Below are 24564 nucleotides of genomic sequence, written 5' to 3'. Positions count from 1 at the left end.
ATGTCGCAGGCGCCGCGGGGGGCCCGGGAAATCGAGCCGGTGCTGGTGGTGATCCCGACCTACAACGAGCGGGAGAACCTCGGCCCCATCCTGGATCGCCTGCACAAGGCACTCCCGGACGTGCACGTGCTCGTGGTGGACGACGGCAGCCCCGACGGCACCGGCGAGCTCGCCGACGAGCGCGCGGCGGCCAACGACCACGTCCACGTGCTGCACCGCACCGAGAAGGCCGGCCTCGGCGCCGCCTACATCGCCGGGTTCCGCTGGGGCCTGGCGCGCGGGTACAACACGATCGTCGAGATGGACGCCGACGGCTCGCACGCCCCCGAAGACCTGCCCCGCCTGCTGGACGCGGTCGGCGACGCCGACCTGGCGATCGGCTCGCGGTACGTGCCGGGCGGCAGCGTCGTCAACTGGCCGGTCAAGCGCCAGGTCCTCTCCCGCGGCGCGAACCTCTACTCGCAGATCGCGCTCGGCATGAAGGTGCGTGACATCACCGCGGGCTTCCGCGCCTACCGCCGTCCGGTGCTGGAGAAACTGGCCCTGGACGAGGTCAACTCGCACGGCTACTGCTTCCAGATCGACCTGACCATCCGCACCGACGAGGCCGGCTTCGAGATCGTCGAGGTCCCGATCACCTTCACCGAGCGCGAGATCGGCGAGTCGAAGATGAACGGCTCGATCATCCAGGAGGCGTTCCTGCGGGTGGCGAAGTGGGGCCTCGAGCGCCGCTGGCACCAGCTGCGGCGGCTCGTCAAGCGCGCCTGAGCCGTTTTCGCCCGATCTGGGCCATGATGGGGCCGGTGACGACCATCGTGGCCTTCCACGCCCACGCCGACGACCCCGTCCTGCTCAGTGGCGGCACGCTGGCCCGCGCCGCGGCCGACGGGCACCGGGTGGTGGTCGTCGTGGCCACCGACGGCATGGCCGCCGCGCACCCGACACCACGCTGGGCCGAGCTAGAGGCCGCGGCCGCCATCCTCGGCGTGCACCGGGTGGTGCACCTGGGCTACGCCGAGAGCGGGCACGGGCCCGTCGTGTACCCCGATCCGCCGGGGCGGCAGCGGTTCGTCCGCGCGGACACCGAGGAGGCCGCCCACCGGCTGGCCACGCTCCTGCAGCAGGAGCGCGCCGATCTGCTGCTGGGTTACGACGCCAACGGCGGCTACGGCCACCCGGATCACGTCAAGGTGCACGAAGTCGCCCGCCGGGCGGCCCGGCTGACCGGGACGCGGCTGCTGGAGGCCACCATCCCGCGTGACGTCGTCGTGCGGTTCGCCCGGCTGATCCGCGCGCTGCGGATCCCGTTCCCCTACGACGTCGATGCCCTCGGCCGCGCCTACAGCCCGGCCTCGGCCATCACCCACCGGTTCGACGTGCGGCGGTTCGCCGCGCGCAAGCAGGCCGCGCTCGCCGCGCACGTGTCGGACGTGCGCGGCAGCGGGCGGCTCTCGGGAGTACTGCGGGTGCTGGTGTGGCTACCGGCACCGGTGTTCGGGCTGGTGGCCGGGCGCGAGTGGTACGCCGAGGTCACGCCCGCACGATCGGCACGCCGCGCGCTGCAAGTTCCTGCACGTTCTGGTCGTCGGCGTCGGTGACGATCCCGGCGACGTCGCCGAAAGGCAGCACGGTGAACCGGGACGCCGCACCGAGCTTTTCGGCGCTGGCCAGCACGTAGGTGTCGGCCGCGCGGCGGGCCAGGGTGCGTTTCATCGCGGCTTCGTCGGCGTCGCCGGTGGTCAGGCCGGCTTCGGGGTGCACGCCGGTGACGCCGAGCAGGAAGACGTCGGCGCTGATCGACTGGGCGGCCTCGGCCGCGGCCGCGCCGCAGGTCACCGCGGAGTGCCGGAACAGCCGCCCGCCCAGCAGGAACACCTCGATGCCGTGGTGGCCGAGCAGGGCGACGGCGACGGTGGGGCTGTGGGTGACGACGGTGGCCTCGAGATCGGGCGGGAGGGCTTTCGCGACGGCCAGCGTGGTGGTGCCGCCGTCGAGGATGACGGTCGAGCCGGGGCGGACCAGCTCGGCGGCGGCCACGGCGATCCGGTCCTTGCCCTCTTTGGCGATGGCTGTCCGGCCGGCGTAATCGACGACGGCGGGGGAGACGGGCAACGCGCCGCCGTAGACGCGTTGGCAGAGCCCGGCCGCGGCGAGGTCGCGCAGGTCGCGGCGGATGCTGTCCTCCGAGACGCCGAGTTCGGCCGCGACGTCCTTGGCCAGGACCTTGCCGTCGACGGCGAGCCGGGCCAGCAGCAGTTCACGGCGTTCCCCGACCAACATGCACAATCCTCCTTGTTGTTTCCGAGTCATGCACATTATGGTCGCGGCATGACCACTTCGACAAGCCCGGCCCGCAACCCGCGCGTCCGCGTCACCAACGTGGAACTGCTGTCGTCGGCCTGGTACGTGCTCCGCCGCACGACGTTCGACTACCAGCACGGCGACGGACGCTGGACGACCGAGCAGCGCGAGACCTACGACCGCGGCAACGGGGCAACCGTGCTGCTCTACGACCTCCAGGGTGGCACGGTGCTGCTGACCCGCCAGTTCCGCTACCCGGTCTACGTCAACGACCACCCGGACGGCATGTTCATCGAGACGGCGGCCGGCCTGCTCGACACCGACGACCCGGAGACGGCGATCCGCCGCGAAGCCGAGGAGGAAACCGGCGTCCGGATCGGCGCGCTGGAGCACGTGTTCGACGTCTACACGAGCCCGGGCTCGGTGACCGAGCGCCTGCACTGTTACGCCGCGCCCTACGACCCGGCCGCCCGCGGCACCGGCGGCGGCCTGGCGGAGGAGGGCGAAGACATCGAGGTCCTCGAGCTCCCGTTCACCAAGGCCCTGGAGATGATCGGAACGGGCGAGATCGCGGACGCCAAGACGATCCTGCTCCTGCAGTGGGCCGTCCTCCACGGACCCTTCCGCCCCCGCTGACCCCACGTACCGGGAGGGTCGCCTTGCGTACCTGGACGGTCGGTTCGCGTACCGGGGGAGTCGGCTCGCAGGCATGACGGACCCGACCGTCCAGGTACGCCATCCGACCCTCCCGGTACGTGGTCCGACCCTCCGGGTACGTGGTCCGACCGCCGGGGGACGCCGTCCGACCGTCCGGGTACGGGTGCGGGCATGCGAAAGGCCCCCGCGGGGGGAGGTCGCGGGGGCCTTTCCGTTGTGGTGGGAGCTTGGCTACAAGGCCGAGCCCTGGAGGGTCACGCCGACCGGGAGGTGCGGCGGCCCTTCAGCTCGGCGAGACGTTCGTTCAGCAGATCCTCGAGCTCCGGGATCGTGCGCCGCTCGAGCAGCATGTCCCAGTGGGTGCGCGGCGGCTTGACCTTCTTCTGCTCGGGCTGCCCGCCATCGACGATCTCCGATTCGCTCCCGTGCAGGCGGCACTCCCAGACCGTCGGGATCTCGGCGTCGTCGGAGAACGGCACCTCGAACTCGTGGTTCTTCGGGCAGGCGTAGCGCACGGTGCGGCGTGGGGCGAGGTCGTGGTTGCGGTCGGTCTCGTAGCTGACCGCTCCCAGCCGGCTTCCACGAAGAACACGGTCGGCCATGATGGGGGTCCTTTCAGTCAGCTCCGGGGTGGAGCCAGGGTGTTGCTCACCCTATGCAACGACCCGGGGCCCCGGAGGATTCCCGGGACACCATGTCGTTGCTCACGATGAGCTGCGTCACCCGCCTGCAACAGCTTCCACTAGTAGGAGGCATTTCGCGCTCCGGCGTGACGTCAATACGGCCTTCTTAGTGCTGATATCCCCCGGATGGGCTACTCGCGTCTCGCTCAGGTCAACCGTAACTGACCGTGATGAGCGGTAACCGAGCCCAAGTCACCCGATCGAAAGTGGCGGCGGCACAATACCTGATAACGCACGGTAGCGAATTCGGCCTCAAAACGTGCTGAAGCTGAAGTTTCAACTACGGATTGTTCGGTATCTGCCACCACAACAGTGTCGCCCTCGCGCACCACCTCGCCGTCGACCACCCGCGCGTTGAACCGCCCCGGCAGCCCGCACCAGCACAACACCTCCACCTGAACCGGCTGCAACTCGTCCGCCAGTTCGAACAGACGAGCGGCACCCGGGAACAACCGGCTCCGGAAGTCCGTCGCGATCCCGAAGCAGTACACGTCGATCTCCACCTCGTCGGCCAGCTCCGCCAGCTGGTCGACCTGCCCGGGGGAGAGGAACTGCGCCTCGTCCACCACCACGTAGTCCACGTGCCGGCCCTGCGCCCACTCCTGCCGCACCAGGTCACGCACGTCGGTGTCCTCACCGACCTCCACCGCCTGCCGGGTCAGCCCGATCCGGCTGGAGATCTGCGGCGCCCCCGAGCGGTCGTGGCGCACCAGCACCAGCCCCCGGCGGCCCTGCCGCGCGTGGTTGTGGTCGATCTGCAGCGCCAGGGTCGACTTCCCGCAGTCCATCGGCCCGTAGCAGAACTTCAGCCTGCCCACCGGCGGCGTCCCGCGGCGCGAACCGGCCGCGGGAACCGACGACAGGGCATCGGTGGGATCAGGGCCGGCGGCGTCGTCGATCAAGGTCACGACGCCCGACCCTATCGGTGGCTACAACACCGCCGGCGGACGGTTGCCCGCCGCCTCGATCGCCCGCCGCACCGGCACCAGCCACACCAGCACCAGCCCCGCCGCGAAGAACACCACCAACGCGACGATGGCCAGCCGGAACGACCCTGTCGCCTGCCCCACCCCGGCGAACACCAGCGGCCCCAGCCACGACGTCCCGCGCTCACCCACGACGTAGAGCGAGTAGTACTGCGCGTCCTTGCCCGCCGGGATCATCTGGCTGAACAACGACCGCGACAACGCGTTCGTCCCACCCAGCACCAGCCCGATCCCCACCGCCACCGCCAGGAACTGCAGCATCTGCTTCGGCTGCACGAAGTACGCCCCGCCCAGCACCGCGATCCGCACCACCAGGCTGCCCAGGATCGTCCTCTTCGCCCCGGCCCGCCGCGCCACCAGCCCGTGCACCGTCCCACCCAGGTACGCCACGAACTGGATCACCAGGATCGTCACGATCAGCACGCTGTTGCCGAAACCCAGCTCGTCCTTGCCGTACTGCGCCGACACCGTCACCACCGTGTTGATCCCGTCGGTGAACACCAGGTAGCTGCCCAGGAACGCCAGCGTCAACGGATACGCCTTCGCCGCCACCAGCGTCTGCCGCAGCTCCGTGAACCCCGCCCGCAACACCGAACGCCCCGGCGCGACGTCCACCGGCACGTGCCGGCGGGGGAGCCGCCGCACCGCCGGGATCGTGAACGCCGCCCACCACAACCCCGACGTCAGGAAGCAGATCTGCACCGCCAGGTCCTGGTCCACGCCGAACAGGTCGTGCTTCAAGAAGAACCCCAGCTGCAACGCCAGCGCCAGCCCGCCACCCAGGTACCCGAACGCCCAGCCCTTCGCCGAGATCCCGTCCCGCTCGTCCGGCCCGCCGATGTCGGCCAGGAACGAGTAATAGACGACCAGCGAACCCCCGTAACCGATGTTCGCCACGATGAACAGCGCCGCACCCAGCTGCCAGTCCGAACCGGTCAGGAAGAACATCCCCGCCGCGGCCGCCGCCCCCAGGAACGCGAACCCGCCCAGGATCCGCCGCTTGTGGTGGCTCCGGTCGGCCACCGCACCGGCGATCGGCAGCACCAGCACCTGCACCACCGTCGCCACCGACAGCAGGTACCCCCACACCGAACCGGCCGGGAAGTGCAGCCCGAACAACGTCACGTCGCAGTGGTGCAGCGTGTCCGTCTCACCCGCCGCGTCCAGGCACGCACGATCCCCGTTAAGGGTGATGTTCGCCCGCGCGTCCGCCGCCGCGATCGGACTCATCGACAGCGCCCCGAACACCGTCGTCGTCGACGAATAGAACGGCGAATTCGCCCAGTCGTAGAAATACCAGCCCCAGCGCTCGCGCTTGGTCGAGCGCGTCCCGGCCAGCGTCATCCACGGCTCCTTCAGCTCAAGAACTTCCAGGTCAGCGCGGAGACTACGGGGGAGGCGCCCACCCGGCGATCACGCCACCGAAACCGTGTCCGGTTTGTCGCTTCGTGATCATCCACCGCCCCGCCGGCTCACCCGGTTCGCCACTCACGGCGTGTCGACGGCAAAAGTGAACACTGTTTCATGTGAGACTGAAGCGCCGATCGTGTCTGTTGTGGTCAATGGGACACGCTCCTACTGTGCACCCATGATCCAGAACCGCCGACGCACCGTGACGAGCCTCCTGCTCCTCGCCCTCGCCGCCATGGGTCTGCCGCTGATCACCCCCGCCACCGCCGCCGCGGACCCCGCGTCGAGCGCCTGGGCCAAGCTCCGCATGTGCGAATCCAGCGGCCGCTACGCCACCAACACCGGCAACGGCTACTACGGCGCCTACCAGTTCGACCTGCCCACCTGGCGCAGCGTCGGCGGACAAGGCCGCCCCGACCAGGCCGCCCCCGCCGAACAGGACTACCGAGCCCTCTACCTCTACCGCATGCGCGGCTGGCAACCCTGGCAGTGCGCCGGCATGCTCAACCTCGCCGCCGACGCCGACGCCCGCAGCAAACGCGTCCCCACCTACACCGAATCCGCCTACATCGGCGGGGGAGGCCTGCCCACCCCGCCACCCGGCCCCGGCGGCCCCCGCCCCGCCTGGCCCGGCGTCGTCTACCAATACGGCGACTGCGCCGACGCCCTCAAAACCTTCCAGCTCCGCATGAACGCCTTCGGCTACGGCTTCACCGGCACCGGCTGCTACCTCGACAAGACCCGCACCGCCGTCCTCGAGCTCCAACGCGCCAACGGCATCAAGGACAGCGGCCTGCTCGGCCCCAAGACCTGGGAAGCCGCCTGGACCGGCAAACCACCCCGCTGACCCTCACAGCTCCTGCGACTGCTGCCACTTCCCCCGCTCGATCAGCACCTCACGCAGCAGATCCGGCCGATCCGTCACGATCCCGTGCACCCCCAGATCCAGCAGCATCCGCATCTCCGCCGGATCGTCGATCGTCCACGTGTGCACCTCGATCCCGGACCGCCCGGCGATCGACAGGAACGCCTTGTCCACCACCCGCAACGCCCCCTGCCGCACCGGCACCTGCGCCATCGCCCCCAGCACCAGCCGCCCCAGCGGCAACAACGGCAACCGGCCCCGCACCCACAACGCGAACGCCGACCGCGGCCCCATCGCCGTCACCAGCCGCGGCCCCGCCAGCTTCCGCAACCGCACCAGCCGCGCATCCGAAAACGCCGCCCCCGCCACCCGGTCGAACGCCCCCGTCCGCTCCAGCACCCGCACGAACGGCTCCACCGCCCGATCCGCCTTCACGTCCACGTTGAACCGCGCGTCCGGCAGCTCCTCCAGGACGTCCTCCAACCGGGACAGCGGCGCCTTCCCACCCACCTTGACGTTCTTCAGCTGCGCCCACGTCTGCGCCGCGATCGGGCCCGTCCCGTCCGTCGTCCGGTCCAGGTGCGGATCGTGGTGCACCACCACCACACCGTCCGCCGTCGCGTGCACATCCGTCTCCAGGTACCGGTACCCCTCCGCGCACGCCTGCTTGAACGCCGGCAGCGAGTTCTCCAACCCCTCGAGGTCACCGAGGTGCCACCCCCGGTGCGCGAAGGCACGGGGGACCGGATCGGCCAGGTACGGGAACGACGCCTGCATCCCTCAAGTGTGCACTTCCGCCATGACCCCGGCATGAGCAAACGGTGGCCAGCTAGGGTCTCCCGGGTGAGGGAAGCCGCCGAACTGACCCAGCCGACCACGATCGACATCGCCCCGGCCCGCCGAGGCGCCCCCAAGCACTGCGGCTGGTGCGGTCGACGCCTCCCCGAAGGCGGCAACGTCGGCCGCCGCCGCCGCTACTGCGGCCAGTCCTGCCGCCAGCGCGCCTACGAACGCCGCACGGCCCTGCAACGCAGCGGGCTCCCCGAAGACGCCGTCGTCCTCTCCGACACCGAAATCGCCGCCCTCCAGGACCGCCTCTTCCAGCTCCGGTGCGCAGCCGAAGACATCGTCACCGCCGCCGACGACGGCGCCGACCCACGAGAACTCCGCGGCCTCGCCGAAGAGATCGCCCGCGCGGCCAAGGACCTCGAACAACTCCGCTGACCCCACCGGACGACACGCGTACTCAGCCCAGGCCGTCGAGGGCCCGGTACGTCCGGTTGCTCGCCGCCGCCGCACGCTGCTCCCGGCCCGTCGCCTCGATGTAGTTCTGGCTCGTCGCCAAACTCGCGTGCCCCAGCAACGCCATGATCTCCGACGCCGTCGCCCCGTCCTCTGCCAGCCGCGTCGCGAACGTGTGCCGCAACGCGTGCAGATTCGCCCCCACCGGCACCCGGTCGTGCAACCCCGCACCCCGGTAACACGACTTCACCAGGTACTCCAGCGCACCCCGCCCGATCGGCTCACCCGCCCGGTCCAGCAACAACGGCGAACCAGGGGAGAACCGCGCGTTCGGGAACCGCACCCGGCACGACTCCCGGTACCGCTCGATCAGCTCCGCCAGCACCGGCTGCACCGGGATCGACCGGTCCCGGCTGCCCTTCCCCTTCACGTGCAACCGCAGCTCACCCGCGCGCCCCACCAGCGACCGCGACGTCAACGCCCGCATCTCCGCCGCCCGCAACCCCGCCACCAAACCCAGCGCGATCACCAGCACGTCCCGCTCCGGCCACGGATCCCGCGCGCGCCGCGACCCCGCGGCCGCCGCCGACAGCAGCTGCTCCGGCGTTTCCTCACCCCGCAACGGCTTCGGCGTCAACGCCGGCGTCCGCGGCCGCGCCACCGCACCCATCGGATTGCCCGCCAAGAGCCCGTCCGCCACGCAGAACGTCAGGAACTGGTTCCACGTCGACCAGGCCCGCAGCACCGAGCTCTTCGCGTGCCCGTCCGCGAACGCACCGAACGCCGCCCGCAGCGCCGGGCCGGTGAGGTCGGCGACCTCCAGGTCTTCGGCCGGGCGGCCGAGCTCCGAAACCAGGAGAGTGGTGATGCCGGCGAGATCCCGGCGGTAGGCGTCGGTGGTGTGCGGGGAGTCCTTGCGGGGACGGCGGGCGGCGAAGAAGGCTTGCTGGGCCTCGGAAACCTTCATGTGGATCTTGTACCGCACACCACCGACAGTTTCCGCGCCCGGGCCTGGACCCGGCGTTTCATGCATAACGGCAATTATGCATGAAACGCCGGTGTGTCCCAGGGTCTTCCCCTTGGGGGACATGGAACTCTCCGGAAGCCGGCCCTGAAGCCTCGGACGCTCCTCGTCCCTCTAGCGCGGGGCATGCGCACATATGTTCGACACTGGTCCAGTGAGCCCAGGTTCGGCCTCGGGGCCCATGGCGACGGATGGGACGTTGCCGACCGCGCCGCGCAACGCCATCCAGCGTCGGCTAACCCCAGTTGATTTCGTCACCGTGACGTTTTGAGGTCGGGTGGCCAGACCTCGGGCTCACGTCTCCCAGGGGATCCTCTCAGGCCTTCGGAGGATCTGGTTTGGCCGGCGACCCCACCGGGCCCTCGTCAAAACCCTCACAGAAGCCGTCCTGGCGAAGCGAACACTCTCGCGGGACCAAGCAAGGCCCAGCCCCGGGTTCAGGACCCCTCCCGGGCCGCCCGCTCAGCACGTCCCCAAGTGCCGATAATGTACATTATGTCAAGTAACGTCAGTGCCAGTCGCTGATCTGGACGTCCCGCGGCGACGGAGCACCTTCCCCGGTCTCCACGAGCTGCTTCAGGCTCAAGAGGTAGCTCGCCCACTTCGTGCTGCAGTGGTGCATGAACTCGCCGGCCTCGCGCCAGCCTTCGTGCTTGAACAGGACGATCGTGTGCTCGCCGCGCTGCTCGAGTTTCCAGTGGATCGTCGTGCCGATCCACTCCGGTGGCCCGTCGACGACTTCCCAGCGGACGCGCCGGCCGGGGTCGAGTTCGAGGACCTTCATGTCGAAGCCGCCCGGGATGAAGCGGAAGGCGATGACGCCGCCGGGTTCGGTGTCCCCTGCGGTTTTCTCGGTCCACCAGCCGGACAGGCCGTCGAGCGTGGCGAGGGCGTCGTAGACCTTCTCGGGTGTGCCGTCTTTGATGCCGATGCGGTGCAGGATGTCCATTTTCTACGGTTTCCTTTCGATGGTCTTTTCGATGGTTTCGGCGAGGTGCTTGATGCGGCGGAGCCGGGCGTCCCAGGCGTTGCCGACGTCGGTGAGCTGGGCGACGGCGCGGGCCAGCTGGGTCTCGTCGACGTGGAACTGCTTTTCGCGGCCGGTGCTGTGGGCGTGGACGAGGCCGGCGCGGTCGAGGACGGCGAGGTGCTTGGCCACGGCCTGGCGGGTGACCGGGAGGTGTTCGCTGAGGCTGGTCGCGGTGCCGCTCCCCTGGTTCAGCAGGAGGTCGAGCATGCGGCGGCGGGTGGGGTCGCCGACGGCGGACCAGAGGTCGTCGTCCACGGCGGTGCTCACCGGGTGGCTCCGACCTTGGCGGCGTAGGCGCGCAGGCGAGGCAGGAAGTGGTCCCAGCCGCTGACGTGGTCGGCGTGTTCGGCGGCGATCTTGGCTTCGTCCCACCCGCGTTCGCGGAAGCCGGTTTCGGTCATCCGGAGGCGGGTGCCTGCTCCGTCGGGTTCGAGTTCGAAGACGACGAGGAAGGAGTTGCCGGGGGCGGCGGTTTCACCTTCGGCGTGGGTCCAGCGGAAGGAGAAGTGCTTGGGCGGGATGGCGTCGACGACGGTGAACCGCACCCAGGAGCCGCCGAAGCCGATGCGGCCTTCTCCCCCGGGTTCGACGGGGTATTCGGCTTCGTCGGGCCACCATTCGCGGAGGTGTTCAGGGCTGCTGACGACGTCGAAGACGACGTCGGGGCGGGCGTCGATGTGGATTTCGCGTTCGATGGTGCCGTGTTCCATGCCGGGCTCCTTGTGCAACGTTTGGTTGCGTGTCACGTTAGCTCGGCGGGCGCTGATGTGCAACCTTCGGTTGCGCGGAGGTCCTTCTGGACCCAGGCGACGTCGCGCCACGCGCCGTGTTTCCAGCCGACCCGGCGGTAGATGCCGGCCGGTTCGAAGCCGAGGGCGCGGTGGAGGCCGGCGCTGGCGTCGTTCGGCAGGGTCATGCCGGCGAAGGCGCGGCAGAACCCGCGGTCGCGCAGCCGCTCGAACAGCGCTTCGTAGAGGGCGCGGCCGGCGCCGGTGCGGCGGCGGCCTTGTTCGAGGTAGATGCTCGTTTCGCAGGACCAGCGGTAGGCGGCGCGTTCGGCGAAGCGGGTGGCGTAGGCGTACCCGGCGACGTGTCCGTGGTCGTCGAGGACGTACCAGGCGTGGGCGCCGGCGATGCGGTGGGCCATTTCGGTGGTGTCGGGTGGTTCGGTCTCGAAGGAGACGGCGGTGTCGGTGACGTAGGGGGCGTAGAGGGCGGCGCAGGCGGCGGCGTCGTGGGTGGTGGCAGGTCGGATCATGGCTCATATGGTAGCCAGATTGGCTCGTATAGTATCCAGTGTTATGAGCGATCCCCTGACTGCCCGCTTGGCCGCCACCGTGTACGCCGCCCGGGCGTCGCAGGGTCTCTCGGTCGCGGCGCTCGCGGACCGGTCGGGGGTGTCGCGGGCGATGATCGGCAAGATCGAGCGGGGTGACGTGCAGCCGACGGCGGCGTTGCTGGCGAAGCTGTCGGCCGCGCTGGGCTTGACGCTGTCGGAGCTGATCGCGCGGGCCGAGGGTGACGAGCGCCGGTTGGTGCGGGCGGCGGAGCAGCCGGTGTGGGTGGATCCGGACACCGGGTACCGGCGGCGGTCGGTCTCCCCCGCGGCCGGGCGGCCGCTGGAGCTGGTGGAGGTGGAGCTGCCGCCGGGAGTGGAGGTGCCGTTGGCGTCGGGGACGTATGCGTTCCTGCACCAGCAGATCTGGGTGCTGGCCGGGCACCTGCGGTTCCACGAGGGTCCGCAGGTGCACGAGCTGGCCGCCGGCGACTGCCTGCAGCTGGGGCCGGCGGCGGACTGCGTGTTCGCCAACCCGGGTCCGGTGCCGTGCCGGTATCTGGTGGCGCTGGTGAAGCGGGGTATCTGACCAGGTGATCCGGGGTGCCGTCGCGGCGGGTCGGCAGTAGCTTCGCGCGATGCGGCGTGTGCGACGGATCTGGTACCAGTGCGCGGAGTTCCTGCTGGTGCTGCTGGGCATGTGGAGGTCCGGGCGCGGCCGATCCGGTACACGGTGCTGACGCATAGCGTGGTGTCGTTCGTGTACAACATGGCGATCCTGGGGATCGCGGTCGGGGGTGAAGTCACCGGCTCTCCCCCGGGTTCGCACGCGTTGACTGAAGCAGTGAATCGGTGCTTCACTTCTTGACGTGCCCTACCGCCGCACCCCGAAGGTGCAGGAACGCCTCGACGCCCAGCGGGAGACGATCATCGCTGCCGCGACGCGGCAGCTGGCCGAGCACGGCTACAGCGGCTGCTCCGTCGCCGCGGTCGCCGAGCGCGCCGGTGTGGCCGTCGGCAGCGTCTACCAGCACTTCCCCACCAAGGCCGAGCTGGTCGTGCACGTCTTCCGGCAGGTCGTCACGCGGGAGGTCGAGGCGGTCCGGGCGGCGTCGGCGGAGGCGGGCGATCCGGCCGAGCGGGTGCTGGCCGTGGTCGACACCTTCGCCCAGCGCGCTCTCAAGGCACCGAAGCAGGCGTACGCCCTGCTGATCGAGCCGGTCGACGCGCTCATCGACGCCGAGCGGCTGGAGTTCCGGCGGGCCTACACCGAGGTCATCGCCGAGCACATCGCCGCCGGGGTCCGGGACGGCGTGCTGCCGCCCCAGGACGGCCGGCTCACCGCCGCTGCGCTGGTCGGTGCCGCCGCCGAAGTCCTGATCGGGCCGTTGACCAGCGGAAACGCCGGTGATATCGCCGAGCTCCGCACGTTCATCCTTCGCGCTCTAGGAGGTTCCGATGCCCGCGACGCATGAGGTCACCAACCAGGTCCCGCCGCTGGCCGGGCACGACGTCGCCGCCGACCCGGCGCTGCTGGCCGGGCTCGAGCGCGCCGGGGCGGGCTGGGCGTCCGACGAGCTGCACGCACTGGGCCGGCTGGCCGGGAGCGAGCAGGCCCAGGAGTGGGGCCGGCTGGTCAACGAAAACGAGCCGGTGCTGCGCACCCACGACCGGTACGGCCACCGGATCGACGAGGTCGAGTTCCACCCGCACTGGCACGACCTGATGCAGGTCGCGACGGCGCACGGCCTGCACGGCACGCCGTGGCAGGACCCACGCGAGGGCGCCCACGCGGCCCGGGCGGCGAAGTTCTACGTCTGGAGCCAGGTCGAGGCCGGGCACACCTGCCCGGTTTCCATGACGTACGCGGCGATCCCGGCGTTGCGGGCGAACCCGGAGCTGGCGGCGCGCTACGAGCCGTTGCTGGCGGCCACCGAGTACGACTTCGGGCTGCGTGAGCCCAGCACCAAGCGTGGCCTGCTGGCGGGCATGTCGATGACCGAGAAGCAGGGTGGCTCGGACGTCCGGGCGAACACGACGACCGCCACGCCGAGCGCCGACGGCAGCTACACCCTCGTCGGGCACAAGTGGTTCACCTCGGCGCCGATGTGCGACATGTTCCTGACGCTGGCGCAGGCGCCGGGTGGGCTGTCGTGCTTCCTGCTCCCCCGGGTCCTGCCGGACGGCTCGCGCAACGCGATCCGGCTGCAGCGGCTGAAGGACAAGCTGGGCAACCGGTCGAACGCGTCGTCGGAGATCGAGTACGACCACGCGGCCGGCTGGCTGGTCGGCGAGGAGGGCCGCGGGGTCCGCACGATCATCGAGATGGTCAACAACACCCGGCTCGACTGCACGCTGGGCAGCGCGGCCGGCATGCGGCTGGGTGCGGTCCGCGCGGTGCACCACGCCACGCACCGGCGCGCGTTCGGCAGGGCGCTGGTGGACCAGCCGCTGATGGCGAACGTCCTGGCCGACCTCGTGCTCGAGGCCGAGGCGGCGACAACGGTGGCCATGCGGCTGGCCGCGGCGGGCGACCGGCGCGAGGACGCGCAGGAGCAGGCGTTCCGGCGGCTGGGGCTGGCGGTGTCGAAGTACTGGGTGTGCAAGCGGGCGCCGGCGCACGCGGCCGAGGCGCTGGAGTGCTTCGGCGGCAACGGGTACGTCGAGGAGTCGGGGATGCCGCGGCTGTACCGGGAGGCGCCGCTGTCGTCGATCTGGGAGGGCTCGGGCAACGTGGCGGCGCTGGATGCGTTGCGGGCGATGGGCCGTCAGCCGGAGTCGGTGGCGGCGTTCTTCGCCGAGGTCGAGCGGGCCGCCGGCGGCGACACGCGGCTGGACGACGCCGTGGACCGCGTCCGCAAGGAGCTGACGGATCTGGACGGCATCGAGTACCGGGCGCGGCGGGTGGTCGAGGCGATGGCGCTGGTGCTGCAGGGCTCGCTGCTGGTCCGCCACGGCCACCCGGCGGTCGCCGACGCGTTCTGCGCGTCCCGCTTCGGCGGCGACTGGGGCATCGCGTTCGGCACGCTCCCGGCCGGCGTCGACACGGGAGCGATCATCGAGCGCGCCGCGGCCGGTTAGCCGACGCGCTCGGCCCGCTGCCGGGCCAGTTCCTCGACGGCGCTGGGCAGGGTGGTCTCGAAGTCGATCAGCTTGGCCCAGGTCGGGGTGACGACGATCCGCACCATGCCGTCGTAGAGCGAGCGGACCTCGCGTTCCCACTCGACCCGCTGCTCGGGGGTCATTTCGTAGGTGCCGTTCATCTGCAGGTACTCGTCCGGGATGCCGTCGACGACGTCCAGGTCCACGCGGCCGCGCACGAGGAGGATCTTGGGCGGGTGCGACTCGGTGTCGATGGTCAGGGCGACCGCCGGGTTGGCGCGCAGGGACGGCAGCTTCGGGGAGTTCTTCGTCGTGCACAGGACGATCTCCGTGCCGTTCCAGGTGAAGGCGATCGGGATGCTGCGCGGGGTGCCGTCCTTGGCGACGTAGGCCAGCCGGGTCAGGTCGCGGGCCAGCAGTTCGCGGCTGAGCGGGCGGTTCAGCACCTCGGTGATCTCGTGCTGCAGCATGGTCGTCTCCTTCTCCGGGCGGGGTCTCTGCTGCCCCGGGGACGGAGCCGTCCGGACGTTCTCGACATGCGCCGCGGAGATTTTTCGGCGGAGATTTTCAGTGGCCGAGGGCGTCGAGCGCGCCGGCGACCGCGGCGGCCCTGAGGTCGGCGACCGGGACGTCGGGGAACTGCATGCAGACGTCCTGCAGGCCGCCGAGGGCGAGGATGGCCCTGGCCTGCTGTTCGAGGGTGGGTGCCGGGCCGCAGATCAGCTGGGTGAGCCGGGTGCGCCAGCTCAGGACGCGGTCGATGAGCCCGAGGTCGGCCAGGGTGGGCATCTCGGCCAGCAGCATGACGACGTCGGCGCGGTGGCGGTAGTTGAAGTCGAAGAAGCCTTCGATCAGCTCGCGCACCGGCGCGTCGCCGCGGGCTTCCTGGTCGAGGAGGAACTTTTCGCCGTCGTCGAGCAGCGGCTGGACGATGCTGCGGACCAGGTCTTCGCGGGACGGGAAGTGGTAGTAGAGCGCCGGTTTGGTGATGCCGAGCCGATCGGCGATGTCCTGCAGGCTGGTGCGCTGGACGCCTTGGCTGGTGAACAGCTCGCGCGCGACGTCGAGGATGCGTTGCTTGGTGTCGGAAGGCTTCGGCACCGGCCCAGCATAACTGACTTAACGATAGGTAAGGAACTGTGGTACAACTTACCTACCGTTAAGTCAGGGAGGTACTCATGCGGATTCTCGTCTCGGGCGCCAGCATCGCCGGCCCGGTACTGGCGTACTGGCTCACCCGGCACGGCTTCGACGTCACCGTCGTCGAGCGCGCGCCGGCGCTGCGCAAGACCGGCGGCCACGCCGTCGACCTCTTCCGGCCGGCCATGGACATCACCGAGAAGATGGGCGTCCTGCCGCGCGTGGAAGCCGTCGCCACCGGCACGACCCGGATGACGCTGCACCGCGAAGGCAGCCCCAAGCCCCTGCACGTGGACTTGGCGAAGGTCTTCCGGGCCACCTCCGACCGGCACGTCGAGGTGATGCGCGACGACCTGTCCGAGATCTACCACGCCGCCGGCCGCGACGACGTCGAGTACCTCTTCGGCGACTCCGTCACGGGCATCTCCCCCGACGGCGACGTCACCTTCGAGCACGCGCCGGCACGCCGCTTCGACATCGTGATCGGCGCCGACGGGCTGCACTCGAACGTCCGGCGCCTGGTGTTCGGGGAGGAGGCCGGGCTGACGACGTTCATCGGGGCGTACCTGGCCGTGGGGTCCCTGCCGAAAACCGCCGGCCTCGACGGCGAAGCCGTCACCCACCTCGGCCCCGGACGCACCGCCTCGATCTACAGCGCCGAGCACCTGGACGACGCGCGAGCGGTGTTCCTGTTCCGCCGCGACGAGCCGCTCGACTACCACCACCGGGACGTCCGCCGCCAGCAGCAGCTGCTCCGTGCAGCGTTTTCCGGCATGCACCCGCAGGTGGACGGCTGGCTGGCCGGGCTCGACGGCCCCGGGCCGTTCTACTTCGACTCGGTCACCCAGCTCCGGCTGGACACCTGGTCCCGCGGGAGGGTGACGCTCGTCGGCGACGCCGGCTACTGCCCCGGCCCGGCCGTCGGGGGCAGCACGAGCCTCGCGGTGCTCGGCGCGTACGTCCTGGCCGGCGAGCTGGCCGAGGCGAACGGGGACCACGAGCAGGCCTTCGCCGCCTACGAGCGGGAGATGGGCGAGCTGGTCCGCCGCAGCCGCGCCTTCGCCATCGGCGCCGCGCGCAGCCTGATCCCGGCCTCGCGCGCCGGAGTGTGGGCGCTGGCCCGCGGTGGGCAGCTGGTCTCGGCACTGCCGTCCGGGCTGACCCGGGCGATCGCCAAGCTCAACACCGGCGGCGTGCGCATGCACGACTCGATGCGGGTCAAGGACTACGCGGTGAAGGCGACGGCCTGACGCTGGAGGGGACCCCGGTCGTGGCAGCCCCCTCCAGCTTCGACAGCGGGTGGGAGGTCACCGGCGGAAACCGGGCGGGCGCGCGGGAGAACCCGCGCGCCCGCACCCCCAGTGGCCCGGCGGAACCCGCCGTCGAGGGACAGGAGACAACGAGTACCGCGCTGGATACCGGGAAAGTTGGCGGATTTCCGCCCCGGCACCGGCGCATGGGCGGCGCAGGCCGGGCCGAGTCACTCAGCCCACCAGCAACCCCGGATCCTTCTCCGGCGCCCCCGCCGGACACCACTCGTCGCCTTCGCGCCGGTACGGGTGCCACCGGCCCCGGCGATCCAGCCGCAGCTGCACCTCACCCACCGTGCAGCGGTTCCGCTCGAACACCGGCTCCCCCGCCAGCGCCGCCCGCGCGGCCGCCACCACGGCTTTCGGCGGGGTCCACGCCGCTTCCAGCACCGCCAGCCCGTCCGGGCCGCCGAAGCGCCACGCCGCCACCGCCCGCGCGAAGCCCGGCCCCGCACCCAGCCGTCCGGGCGCCGCCGGGAACTCCGCCGCCAAGCGCACCGCGTCGTGCCGCCGTCCCGTCGGCGGCCGACCCGCAGCAACGCCCGGGCCTGCCCGGCCGCGTTCGCCACCAGCAGCGTGAACGCCTCGGCCGGCACCCCCGGCGCCGCCGGGATCGACGGGGCTCCCGACGGCCGGAACTCCTCCAGCGAGGGCAGCTCCCCCGGCACTCGGTGCGCCGCCGGCTCCGCGACCGGCACCGGTGCCGTGCGGCTCTCCAGTTCGTCCCGGATCTCCCGCTCACCCTTGCCGCGCATCAGCAGCAACAGGAACGGGTCCGCGTCGAGCAGCCACGACGCCTGGAACGACAACGCCGCCGCGTGCCGGCACGGCAGCTCCCACCCGGGGCAGTCGCACTCCGGATCCAGGTCGCCGATCCCCGGCAGCAGATCGGCCCCGGCCAGGTCGGGTGGCAGGTCGCGATCCAGCAGGGCCGCCAGGTGCCCGGCCCGCGAGGCGATGCGGTCGAGGAACCGCGTCCAATCCGCCTCCGACAGCTCCGCCAGGCGCAGCTGCGTCCGGAACGGCCCGCCGTCGGCGTCCTCGACCACCGCCGCGATGCGGCCCGGGCTGACCGTGATCGGGCCGACCAGACCGGCCGCGGCGTACTTGCGGCCCTTCTTCAGCTGACGCAGGTCCAGCGCGGTGTCCTCCATCGCGCGCACCCACGCCCGGCCCCACCAGGAGCGGGCCAGGTGCCCGCCGGCGCCGAACGCGGGGAAGCCGCGTACCCGGTCGTCGCTCATCCGCGGCTCCTCAGTTCGACGAGCTCGGCCAGCTCGGTGTCCGACAGTTCCGTCAACGCCGCCTCGCCACCGGCCAGCACCGCCTCGGCCAAGGCCCGCTTTTCCCGCAACATCGCCGCGATCCGGTCCTCGACCGTGCCTTCGGCGACGAGCCGGTGCACCTGGACCGGCCGGGTCTGGCCGATCCGGTACGCCCGGTCGGTCGCCTGGTCCTCCACCGCCGGGTTCCACCACCGGTCGAAGTGCACGACGTGGTCGGCGCGCGTGAGGTTCAGCCCGGTGCCCGCGGCCTTCAGCGACAGCAGGAACACCGGCACGTCACCGTTCTGGAACCGCGCCACCAGCTCTTCGCGCCGGGGCACCGGCGTCCCGCCGTGCAGCAGCTGCGTCGCGATCCCGCGCCCGGCCAGGTGCTTCTCCAGCAACCGCGCCATGGCGACGTACTGGGTGAACACCAGCACCGCCCCGCCCTCGGCGAGGATCGTGTCCAGCAGCTCGTCGAGCAGCTCCACCTTCCCCGACCGCCCGCCCGGCTGCTTGAGGTACTGCGCCGGGTGGTTGCAGATCTGCTTGAGCGCGGTCAGCAGCTTGACGATCCGGCCGCGCCGGGCCATCCCGTCGCCAGCGGCGATATCGGCCATCATCTCCCGCACGACCGCCTCGTACAGCACCACCTGGTCCGCGCTGAGCGCCACCGGCCGGTCGGTCTCGGTCTTCGGCGGCAGCTCGGGCGCGATCCCCGGGTCGGACTTGCGCCGCCGGAGCAGGAACGGCCGCAGCAACCGCGAAAGCCGCTCGGCCGCCGCGGCGTCCCCGGCCTCGATCGGTTTCGCCCACCGCGTCCGGAACTCGCTCAGCGACCCGAGCAGGCCGGGCGCGGTCCAGTCGAGGATCGCCCACAGCTCCGACAGCGTGTTCTCCACCGGCGTCCCGGTCAACGCCACCCGCGCCGCCGCCGGCGCCAGCCGCAGCGCCTTCGCCGTGCCCGCACGGTGGTTCTTGACGTGCTGGGCCTCGTCGGCCACCAGCAGCCCCCACCGCACGCCGGCCAGCGGCGCGGGATCGGTGCGCAGCGTGCCGTAGGTGGTCAGGACGAACCCGTCGAGGTCGTCCAGGGACCGGGCGCCGCCGTGGAAGCGCCGCACCGGCACGCCGGGGGCGAACCGGCGGATCTCGCGTTCCCAGTTGCCCAGCAGCGACGCCGGGCACACCACCAGCGTCGGCCCCGAAGCCCGGTGCAGGTGCAGCGCGATCAGCGTGACCGTCTTGCCCAGGCCCATGTCGTCGGCGAGGCACCCGCCCAGGCCGAGGCCGGTGACGGTGGCCAGCCACTGCAGCCCGCGCAGCTGGTAGTCCCGCAGGGTCGCGGCCAGCCCGAACGGCGGGGCCTGCGGTTCCGGCGGTGCGGACAGCCGTTCCCGCAGCCGCGCCAGCCAGCCGTCGGTGACGACCTCGACCCCTTCGCCGTCGACCTCGGTGGTCCCCGACAGCACCGCACCCAGCGCGTCGACCGGCGTCAGCGGCTTGAGCGCCCGCTCCCGGGCCTTCGCCGCCAGCGCCGGGTCGACCAGCACCCACCTCTCGCGCAGCCGCACCACCGGACGGCGTGCCTCGGCGAGCGCGTCCAGCTCCGCCTCGGTCAGCACCTCGCCGCCCAAGGCGAGCTGCCAGTCGAACGCCAGGGCGTGCCCGCCGCCGAAGAACGACGGCAAGTCACCGGGTTCGTCGCCGGCGCGGACGACGGCCCGCGCGGTCAACGAGCCCGCCAGCTCGGCCGGCCAGTGCACGTCGATCCCGGCCGCCGCCAGCCGCGGGCCCGCGGCCGCGACCAGCTCGGTGACGTCGTCCTCGCCCAGCTCCACCTCGGCCGGCACGGCCGAGGTCAGCAGCGGGCTCAGCGCCGGCCACACCTGCGCGCCCCGGCGCAGCGCCAGCAGCACGTCGATGCGGGCCCGCGGCCCGAACCGCCCGGTCTCCCACAACTGCACCGCGTCGGCGACCTGCCCCGGATCGGCCAGGCTGTGCACCTGGACCACGGCGTGGAAGCGGCCGGTGTCGAACCCACCGGGTGCCTCGATCCGCAGCGACACCCGGATCCCCGAGTCCAGGCCCGCGGCCAGCTCGTCCGCCCAGTCGCGCAGGGCATCCGCGCGCTGCGGCGCGGCGGCGGCGAACAACCGCGTCCCGGTGGCCTTGGCCGCGGCGGGCGTGCGGGGCAGGGTGTCGGCGACGGCGTCAAGGAACGCACGCAGCAGCGGCCCCGGCGCGCGCTCGTCCGGTGGCATCGCGGCCGCCAGCTCCCGCAGCCACGCGGCCTCCCCCGGTTCCAGCGGGCCGACGCGCCAGGCGTCGTGCCCGGCGGCGGTGACGCCCGGCAGCAGCCGTCCCGCCGCCACCAGCCGCAACGCCGCCTGCGCCGCCGTCGCCCAGAAGGCATCGGCGCCGCCCAGGAGTTCCGGCAGACCGTCCGCAATGGACAGCTCGCGGCCGTCGACCAGCAGGCGGCCCGCCCGCGGTGGTTCGCCCGGTTCGAAGCAGACGTTCAGTTCCCCAGCCTCCCGTACCGGCGCACCGACAACGGCACGAACACCGCCAGCAGCACCAGCGGCCAGGCCACCGCCATCGGCACCGCGTGCGCACTCACCCAGGACGTGCCGGCCGCGCCCGGGTTGCCGAACAGCACCCGCGCCGCGGTGACCGTCGAAGACAACGGGTTCCACTCGGCCACGGTTCCCAGCCACGCCGGCATCGTCGAAGTCGCCACGAACGCCCCGGAGAGGAACCCGAACGGGAACTCACATGTCTGCGCCAGCGTCACCATCGACGGATCCGACGTCAGCAGGCCCAGGTAGCTCCCGGCCCACACCAGTGCCGTCCGCAGCAGGAGCAGCAGGCCCAGCGCGGCGAGGGTTTCGCCGACGCTGCCGTGCGGGCGCCAGCCGACGGCGAGCCCGCAGCCGACCAGCACCGCCAGCGCGAGCACGGCGTTCACCAGATCCGCCGCCACCCGCCCGGTGAACACCGCCGACGGCGCCATCGGCAGCGACCGGAACCGGTCGGTGACGCCCTTACCGGTGTCGTCCAGCACCGCGACCATCGTCCCCGAGAGCCCGAAGACCATGGTCATCGCGAACATTCCCGGCATCAGGAACTCCTGGTAGGAGCCCCCGCCGGGCACGCTCATCCCGCCACCGAGCAGGTAGGCGAAGATCAGCACCATCAGGATCGGGAAGGCCACCACCCCGGCCAGCCGGGCCGGGCGCCGCGCCAGCTGCGCCAGATAGCGCTGGGTCAGCGTCCAGCCGTCTTCGATCGCCCACCTCATCGCGCCACCCCCGTCAGCTCCAGGAACACCTCGTCCAGCGTCGGCTGCCGCAGCGCCACGTCGGCGAAGGCCAGCTCGGTCGCCGCCAGCTCCCGGACGACGTCGGTCAGCATCGATGGCTCGGCGGAGGCGCTCACCCGCAGCTCCTCGGTGACCGGTTCGGCCCCGGTGACCCTGGCCAGCAGCCCGGCCGCCGCGCCCAGGGCGTCGGGGTCGGTGAGCACCAGTTCGATCCGGGTCGCCCCGAGCGAGCCCTTCAGCTCGGCCGGGCTGCCTTCGGCGATCACCCGGCCGTGGTCGACCAGCGAGATCCGGTCGGCCAGCTGGTCGGCTTCCTCCAGGTACTGCGTCGTGAGCAGCACCGTCGTGCCGTCCGCGACCAGCGACCGCACCGCCCGCCAGACCTCGGTGCGGCTGCGCGGGTCCAGCCCGGTCGTCGGCTCGTCGAGGAACAGCACCCGCGGCGCCGCCAGCAGGGAAGCGGCCAGGTCGAGCCGCCGCCGCATCCCGCCCGAGTAGGCCGACACCGGCTTCGGCCCGGTCTCGGCCAGGCCGAACCGCTCCAGCAGGTCGTCGGCCCGGCGGGTGGCCTCGCGGCGGCCCAGGTGGTGCAGCCGCCCGAAGAGGATCAGGTTCTGCCGCCCCGACAGGATTTCGTCGACGGCGGCCTGCTGACCGACCAGCCCGATCGCCGAGCGCACCTTCGCCGGTTCGGTGGCCACGTCGAAGCCGGCCACCCGGGCGACGCCGCCGTCGTGGCGCAGCAGCGTCGAGAGCACCCGGACCGCGGTGGTCTTGCCCGCGCCGTTGGGTCCCAGCAGGCCGCACAGGGTGCCGGCCGGGACGGAGAGATCGAACCCCTCGAGGGCGTACGCGTCGCCGTAGCGCTTGCGCAGTCCCTCGGCGTGGATCTGAGGAGTCATCGGGCCCCTTCAACTCTGTACAGTGTACGAAGAAGAGGTTAGCACAACTCTGTACAGTGTACGGAAATCAGGTGGGCAGAATGGCCGGGGTGAGCACGCAGGAGAACGGTGACGGCGACCCGCGGCGGGCGATCGAGCTGCTCTGGGGCGTCCCGGGCCCCCCGCGCCGCGGCCCGAAACCCAAGCTGGCCACCGCCGACGTCGTGCGCGCGGCGACAGCGCTCGCCGACGCCGACGGCATCGAAGCCGTCACCATCCGCCGGGTCGCCGAGCAGCTCGGCGTCTCCCCCATGTCGCTCTACACCTACGTCCCGGGCCGGGCCGAGCTGCTGGACCTGATGATCGACCACGCCCACGGCGAACTCGCCACCCTCGAAGACGGCCTCGGCTGGCGGGCCGCGCTGACCGCCATCGCCGAAGACCAGTGGGCGCTGCTGCACCGCCACCCGTGGCTGCTGCAGGTCACCACCAGCCGCTCGGCGCTGGGCCCGCACAGCTTCGCCAAGTACGAACAGGAGCTGCGCGCGATCGACGGCATCGGCCTCGGCGACGTCGAGATGGACGCCGTGGTCAGCCTCGTCACCGGCCTGGTCCGCGCCACCGCGCGCAGCTCCCTCGACAACGCCCGCCTGGTCCGGGCCACCGGGCTGACCGACGCCCAGTGGTGGGAACGCGCCTGGCCGGTGCTGGCCGGCATCCCGGCCGCCGACGCGGCGCACTACCCGATCTCCTCCCGCGTCGGCCAAGCCGCCGGCGAGGCCCACAACGCCGCCGAGAACCCGGCCTACACCTTCCGCTTCGGCCTCGCCCGCGTCCTCGACGGCATCGAGGCGCTCGTCCTACAGCGCCAGCAGTAGCCGCGCCGGGCGCCAGGTGCCGCCGTCGGGCGCCCGCGGCACGTCCTCGGTGAGCGCGAGGTCCGGGAAGCGCGCGAACAGCGCCGACAACGCCACCTCGGTCTGGACCCGCGAAATCGAGGCGCCCAGGCAGAAGTGCGGCCCGTGCGAGAAGCCCAGCTGCGCCGGCCCCGCCCGGGTGACGTCGAAGCGGTCCGGCTCGTCGAAGACGCGCGGGTCGCGGTCGGCGGCCACCATCGCCGCCGTCACCCGCTCGCCCTTGCCGATCAGCTGCCCGTCGATCTCGACGTCCTCGCGGGCGAACCGCGGCGTGGTCAGCAGCTGCGGGCTGCAGAAGCGCATCAGCTCCTCGACCGCCCCCGGCCACAACCCGGCGTCCGCCCGCAGGAGGGCCAGCTGGTCCGGGTACCGCAGCAGCGTCTCGACGGAGTTCGCGATGAGGTTCACCGGCGTCTGCCCGCCCAGGACCAGGTGCCAGACCAGGGTGACCAGCTCGGTGTCGGTGAGCCGGTCACCGTCCTCGGCCTGCACCCGCACCAGATCGCCGATCAGGTCGTCGCCCGGCTCGGTCCGGCTGCGGGCCACGGCTTCCTTGGCGCCCTCGACGATCGCCGGGATCGCCGCGGCGAAGTCCGGCCCCATCCCGCTCGCGACCGCGGCACCGTACTCCCGCCAGCGAGGCCGATCGGCCTCGGGAATACCGACCAGCTCGCAGATCACGTCGATCGGCAGTGGCCGCGCGAAGTGCGGCAGCAGGTCGACGACACCGTCCTCGGCGTGGCCGGGCAGCTCGTCGAGCAGTCGCCCGGTGATCGCCGCCAGCCGCGGCCGCAGCTGCGCGGCCCGCTTCGGCGTGAACGCCGGCGCCACCAGCCGCCGCAGCCGCAGGTGCTCCGGCCCGTCCTTCTCCGACATCGTCTCCGTGTACTTCAGGCAGTGCTCGGGAATGCCCGGCGGGCGCAGGAAGCTGCCGGAGTTCACCTCGAACCGCGGGTCGGACAGCATCGCGCGCGCCTCGGCGTACCGGGTCAGGGCCCAGAACGGGCCGAACCCGGGGATGACCAGCTTGGCCACCGCGCTCACTTCCCGCGCGTGGTCGTAGGCGGTGAACGGGTCGGTGAGCACGTTCGGGTCGGTCAGGTCGATCTCGGGGGTCATCCACCACTCCAGATGTTGAAATCAGATGTTC

Annotated in this window: 27 protein-coding genes; 10 read left to right on the top strand and 17 right to left on the bottom strand. The window is 71.7% G+C overall.

Features of this window, described 5'->3' with window-relative positions; genetic code table 11:
- The gene (locus ACWED2_RS24150; RefSeq protein WP_449692758.1) at positions 1 to 768 is read left to right on the top strand and encodes a polyprenol monophosphomannose synthase; all 768 of its coding nucleotides are present in this window, start codon (positions 1 to 3) and stop codon (positions 766 to 768) included.
- A 26-nt stretch (positions 769 to 794) separates the two neighbouring features.
- On the top strand, positions 795 to 1598 hold the full coding sequence (locus ACWED2_RS24145) for a PIG-L deacetylase family protein (protein WP_449692815.1): 804 nt from the start codon (positions 795 to 797) through the stop codon (positions 1596 to 1598).
- On the opposite strand, the gene ACWED2_RS24140 is transcribed toward ACWED2_RS24145, so the two are convergent.
- Positions 1531 to 2280, bottom strand: coding sequence for a DeoR/GlpR family DNA-binding transcription regulator (locus ACWED2_RS24140; protein ID WP_449692757.1), 750 nt, complete (start codon positions 2278 to 2280; stop codon positions 1531 to 1533). The genes ACWED2_RS24145 and ACWED2_RS24140 overlap by 68 nt on opposite strands.
- A 48-nt stretch (positions 2281 to 2328) precedes the next feature.
- Between ACWED2_RS24140 and ACWED2_RS24135 the strand changes: the two genes are divergently transcribed.
- Positions 2329 to 2937, top strand: coding sequence for an NUDIX domain-containing protein (locus ACWED2_RS24135; RefSeq protein WP_449692756.1), 609 nt, complete (start codon positions 2329 to 2331; stop codon positions 2935 to 2937).
- Between the two features lie 275 nt (positions 2938 to 3212).
- Here ACWED2_RS24135 and ACWED2_RS24130 read toward each other — a convergent pair whose 3' ends face one another.
- From ACWED2_RS24130 to ACWED2_RS24120, 3 genes are all read right to left on the bottom strand, one after another.
- Positions 3213 to 3560 (bottom strand): RNA polymerase-binding protein RbpA, encoded by a 348-nt coding sequence (locus tag ACWED2_RS24130; protein ID WP_003081521.1) that lies wholly within the window; start codon positions 3558 to 3560, stop codon positions 3213 to 3215.
- A 227-nt stretch (positions 3561 to 3787) separates the two neighbouring features.
- The gene (locus ACWED2_RS24125) at positions 3788 to 4543 is read right to left on the bottom strand and encodes a thymidine kinase (RefSeq protein ID WP_449692814.1); all 756 of its coding nucleotides are present in this window, start codon (positions 4541 to 4543) and stop codon (positions 3788 to 3790) included.
- Between the two features lie 27 nt (positions 4544 to 4570).
- Positions 4571 to 5971, bottom strand: a complete 1401-nt coding sequence (locus ACWED2_RS24120) for an MFS transporter (protein WP_449692755.1) — start codon at positions 5969 to 5971, stop codon at positions 4571 to 4573.
- A 244-nt stretch (positions 5972 to 6215) separates the two neighbouring features.
- Here ACWED2_RS24120 and ACWED2_RS24115 point away from each other — a divergent pair, with 244 nt between their 5' ends.
- Positions 6216 to 6884 carry a transglycosylase family protein gene (locus tag ACWED2_RS24115; RefSeq protein WP_449692754.1) on the top strand — a complete coding sequence of 223 codons (669 nt, stop codon included), beginning with the start codon at positions 6216 to 6218 and terminating at the stop codon, positions 6882 to 6884.
- Positions 6885 to 6887: 3 nt separating this feature from the next.
- On the opposite strand, the gene ACWED2_RS24110 is transcribed toward ACWED2_RS24115, so the two are convergent.
- Entirely contained in the window at positions 6888 to 7679 is a 792-nt protein-coding gene (locus ACWED2_RS24110; RefSeq protein WP_449692753.1) for a glycerophosphodiester phosphodiesterase, read from the bottom strand.
- 66 nt (positions 7680 to 7745) lie between these two features.
- On the opposite strand from ACWED2_RS24110, the gene ACWED2_RS24105 reads away from it, so the two are divergent.
- Positions 7746 to 8126 (top strand): hypothetical protein, encoded by a 381-nt coding sequence (locus tag ACWED2_RS24105; RefSeq protein ID WP_449692752.1) that lies wholly within the window; start codon positions 7746 to 7748, stop codon positions 8124 to 8126.
- A 22-nt stretch (positions 8127 to 8148) separates the two neighbouring features.
- On the opposite strand, the gene ACWED2_RS24100 is transcribed toward ACWED2_RS24105, so the two are convergent.
- From ACWED2_RS24100 to ACWED2_RS24080, 5 genes are all read right to left on the bottom strand, one after another.
- A complete protein-coding gene (locus ACWED2_RS24100) occupies positions 8149 to 9129 on the bottom strand; it encodes a tyrosine-type recombinase/integrase (protein WP_449692751.1) in 981 nt (326 codons plus the stop codon).
- Positions 9130 to 9676: 547 nt separating this feature from the next.
- Positions 9677 to 10117 (bottom strand): SRPBCC family protein, encoded by a 441-nt coding sequence (locus ACWED2_RS24095; protein WP_449692750.1) that lies wholly within the window; start codon positions 10115 to 10117, stop codon positions 9677 to 9679.
- Between the two features lie 3 nt (positions 10118 to 10120).
- Positions 10121 to 10465: an ArsR/SmtB family transcription factor gene (locus ACWED2_RS24090; RefSeq protein WP_449692749.1), complete on the bottom strand. Its 345-nt coding sequence runs from the start codon at positions 10463 to 10465 to the stop codon at positions 10121 to 10123.
- Positions 10462 to 10908: an SRPBCC domain-containing protein gene (locus tag ACWED2_RS24085; RefSeq protein ID WP_449692748.1), complete on the bottom strand. Its 447-nt coding sequence runs from the start codon at positions 10906 to 10908 to the stop codon at positions 10462 to 10464. The genes ACWED2_RS24090 and ACWED2_RS24085 overlap by 4 nt, the downstream gene beginning before the upstream one ends.
- Positions 10909 to 10940: 32 nt before the next feature.
- Positions 10941 to 11456, bottom strand: a complete 516-nt coding sequence (locus ACWED2_RS24080; RefSeq protein WP_449692747.1) for an N-acetyltransferase family protein — start codon at positions 11454 to 11456, stop codon at positions 10941 to 10943.
- A 43-nt stretch (positions 11457 to 11499) separates the two neighbouring features.
- Between ACWED2_RS24080 and ACWED2_RS24075 the strand changes: the two genes are divergently transcribed.
- The 3 genes from ACWED2_RS24075 to ACWED2_RS24065 all read left to right on the top strand — a co-directional run bounded on the left by ACWED2_RS24075 (position 11500) and on the right by ACWED2_RS24065 (position 14555).
- Positions 11500 to 12063 carry a helix-turn-helix domain-containing protein gene (locus tag ACWED2_RS24075; protein ID WP_449692746.1) on the top strand — a complete coding sequence of 188 codons (564 nt, stop codon included), beginning with the start codon at positions 11500 to 11502 and terminating at the stop codon, positions 12061 to 12063.
- Between the two features lie 280 nt (positions 12064 to 12343).
- On the top strand, positions 12344 to 12949 hold the full coding sequence (locus ACWED2_RS24070) for a TetR/AcrR family transcriptional regulator (protein WP_449692745.1): 606 nt from the start codon (positions 12344 to 12346) through the stop codon (positions 12947 to 12949).
- The gene (locus ACWED2_RS24065) at positions 12933 to 14555 is read left to right on the top strand and encodes an isovaleryl-CoA dehydrogenase (protein ID WP_449692744.1); all 1623 of its coding nucleotides are present in this window, start codon (positions 12933 to 12935) and stop codon (positions 14553 to 14555) included. The genes ACWED2_RS24070 and ACWED2_RS24065 overlap by 17 nt, the downstream gene beginning before the upstream one ends.
- On the opposite strand, the gene ACWED2_RS24060 is transcribed toward ACWED2_RS24065, so the two are convergent.
- Together ACWED2_RS24060 and ACWED2_RS24055 are read right to left on the bottom strand one after the other, a co-directional pair.
- The gene (locus ACWED2_RS24060; RefSeq protein ID WP_449692743.1) at positions 14552 to 15046 is read right to left on the bottom strand and encodes a pyridoxamine 5'-phosphate oxidase family protein; all 495 of its coding nucleotides are present in this window, start codon (positions 15044 to 15046) and stop codon (positions 14552 to 14554) included. The two genes, ACWED2_RS24065 and ACWED2_RS24060, sit on opposite strands and share 4 nt — an antisense overlap.
- A 97-nt stretch (positions 15047 to 15143) precedes the next feature.
- Positions 15144 to 15677 (bottom strand): TetR/AcrR family transcriptional regulator, encoded by a 534-nt coding sequence (locus tag ACWED2_RS24055; protein ID WP_449692742.1) that lies wholly within the window; start codon positions 15675 to 15677, stop codon positions 15144 to 15146.
- Positions 15678 to 15754: 77 nt separating this feature from the next.
- Between ACWED2_RS24055 and ACWED2_RS24050 the strand changes: the two genes are divergently transcribed.
- Positions 15755 to 16966 carry an FAD-dependent monooxygenase gene (locus tag ACWED2_RS24050; protein ID WP_449692741.1) on the top strand — a complete coding sequence of 404 codons (1212 nt, stop codon included), beginning with the start codon at positions 15755 to 15757 and terminating at the stop codon, positions 16964 to 16966.
- Between the two features lie 230 nt (positions 16967 to 17196).
- Here the strand turns inward: ACWED2_RS24050 and ACWED2_RS24045 are convergent, their stop codons facing one another.
- The 4 genes from ACWED2_RS24045 to ACWED2_RS24030 are packed head-to-tail and all read right to left on the bottom strand — an operon-like array spanning position 17197 to position 22518.
- The gene (locus ACWED2_RS24045; protein WP_449692740.1) at positions 17197 to 18270 is read right to left on the bottom strand and encodes an SWIM zinc finger family protein; all 1074 of its coding nucleotides are present in this window, start codon (positions 18268 to 18270) and stop codon (positions 17197 to 17199) included.
- A complete protein-coding gene (locus ACWED2_RS24040; protein WP_449692813.1) occupies positions 18267 to 20768 on the bottom strand; it encodes a DEAD/DEAH box helicase in 2502 nt (833 codons plus the stop codon). The genes ACWED2_RS24045 and ACWED2_RS24040 overlap by 4 nt, the downstream gene beginning before the upstream one ends.
- 44 nt (positions 20769 to 20812) lie before the next feature.
- Positions 20813 to 21595, bottom strand: a complete 783-nt coding sequence (locus ACWED2_RS24035; protein WP_449692739.1) for an ABC transporter permease — start codon at positions 21593 to 21595, stop codon at positions 20813 to 20815.
- On the bottom strand, positions 21592 to 22518 hold the full coding sequence (locus ACWED2_RS24030) for an ATP-binding cassette domain-containing protein (protein WP_449692738.1): 927 nt from the start codon (positions 22516 to 22518) through the stop codon (positions 21592 to 21594). Before ACWED2_RS24030 ends, ACWED2_RS24035 begins: the two co-directional genes overlap by 4 nt.
- 80 nt (positions 22519 to 22598) lie before the next feature.
- On the opposite strand from ACWED2_RS24030, the gene ACWED2_RS24025 reads away from it, so the two are divergent.
- Entirely contained in the window at positions 22599 to 23375 is a 777-nt protein-coding gene (locus tag ACWED2_RS24025) for a TetR/AcrR family transcriptional regulator (RefSeq protein ID WP_449692737.1), read from the top strand.
- Here ACWED2_RS24025 and ACWED2_RS24020 read toward each other — a convergent pair.
- Complete coding sequence (locus tag ACWED2_RS24020; protein ID WP_449692736.1) at positions 23358 to 24533, bottom strand: cytochrome P450 family protein; 1176 nt, start codon at positions 24531 to 24533, stop codon at positions 23358 to 23360. The genes ACWED2_RS24025 and ACWED2_RS24020 overlap by 18 nt on opposite strands.
- Positions 24534 to 24564 lie beyond the last annotated feature (31 nt).

The organism is Amycolatopsis sp. NPDC005003, from assembly GCF_053600695.1.
The sequence above is the reverse complement of the archived record's forward strand: the minus strand, read 5'-3'. Positions and strand labels throughout refer to the sequence as shown.

Coding starts and splice junctions, on each gene's coding strand:
- ACWED2_RS24150 (WP_449692758.1), top strand. CDS start 1: ATGTCGCAGGCGCCGCGGGGGGCCCGGGAAATCGAGCCGGTGCTGGTG.
- ACWED2_RS24145 (WP_449692815.1), top strand. CDS start 795: ATGGGGCCGGTGACGACCATCGTGGCCTTCCACGCCCACGCCGACGAC.
- ACWED2_RS24140 (WP_449692757.1), bottom strand. CDS start 2,280: ATGTTGGTCGGGGAACGCCGTGAACTGCTGCTGGCCCGGCTCGCCGTC.
- ACWED2_RS24135 (WP_449692756.1), top strand. CDS start 2,329: ATGACCACTTCGACAAGCCCGGCCCGCAACCCGCGCGTCCGCGTCACC.
- ACWED2_RS24130 (WP_003081521.1), bottom strand. CDS start 3,560: ATGGCCGACCGTGTTCTTCGTGGAAGCCGGCTGGGAGCGGTCAGCTAC.
- ACWED2_RS24120 (WP_449692755.1), bottom strand. CDS start 5,971: ATGACGCTGGCCGGGACGCGCTCGACCAAGCGCGAGCGCTGGGGCTGG.
- ACWED2_RS24115 (WP_449692754.1), top strand. CDS start 6,216: ATGATCCAGAACCGCCGACGCACCGTGACGAGCCTCCTGCTCCTCGCC.
- ACWED2_RS24110 (WP_449692753.1), bottom strand. CDS start 7,679: ATGCAGGCGTCGTTCCCGTACCTGGCCGATCCGGTCCCCCGTGCCTTC.
- ACWED2_RS24095 (WP_449692750.1), bottom strand. CDS start 10,117: ATGGACATCCTGCACCGCATCGGCATCAAAGACGGCACACCCGAGAAG.
- ACWED2_RS24085 (WP_449692748.1), bottom strand. CDS start 10,908: ATGGAACACGGCACCATCGAACGCGAAATCCACATCGACGCCCGCCCC.
- ACWED2_RS24080 (WP_449692747.1), bottom strand. CDS start 11,456: ATGATCCGACCTGCCACCACCCACGACGCCGCCGCCTGCGCCGCCCTC.
- ACWED2_RS24075 (WP_449692746.1), top strand. CDS start 11,500: ATGAGCGATCCCCTGACTGCCCGCTTGGCCGCCACCGTGTACGCCGCC.
- ACWED2_RS24065 (WP_449692744.1), top strand. CDS start 12,933: ATGCCCGCGACGCATGAGGTCACCAACCAGGTCCCGCCGCTGGCCGGG.
- ACWED2_RS24060 (WP_449692743.1), bottom strand. CDS start 15,046: ATGCTGCAGCACGAGATCACCGAGGTGCTGAACCGCCCGCTCAGCCGC.
- ACWED2_RS24050 (WP_449692741.1), top strand. CDS start 15,755: ATGCGGATTCTCGTCTCGGGCGCCAGCATCGCCGGCCCGGTACTGGCG.
- ACWED2_RS24045 (WP_449692740.1), bottom strand. CDS start 18,270: ATGAGCGACGACCGGGTACGCGGCTTCCCCGCGTTCGGCGCCGGCGGG.
- ACWED2_RS24035 (WP_449692739.1), bottom strand. CDS start 21,595: ATGAGGTGGGCGATCGAAGACGGCTGGACGCTGACCCAGCGCTATCTG.
- ACWED2_RS24030 (WP_449692738.1), bottom strand. CDS start 22,518: ATGACTCCTCAGATCCACGCCGAGGGACTGCGCAAGCGCTACGGCGAC.
- ACWED2_RS24025 (WP_449692737.1), top strand. CDS start 22,599: ATGGCCGGGGTGAGCACGCAGGAGAACGGTGACGGCGACCCGCGGCGG.
- ACWED2_RS24020 (WP_449692736.1), bottom strand. CDS start 24,533: ATGACCCCCGAGATCGACCTGACCGACCCGAACGTGCTCACCGACCCG.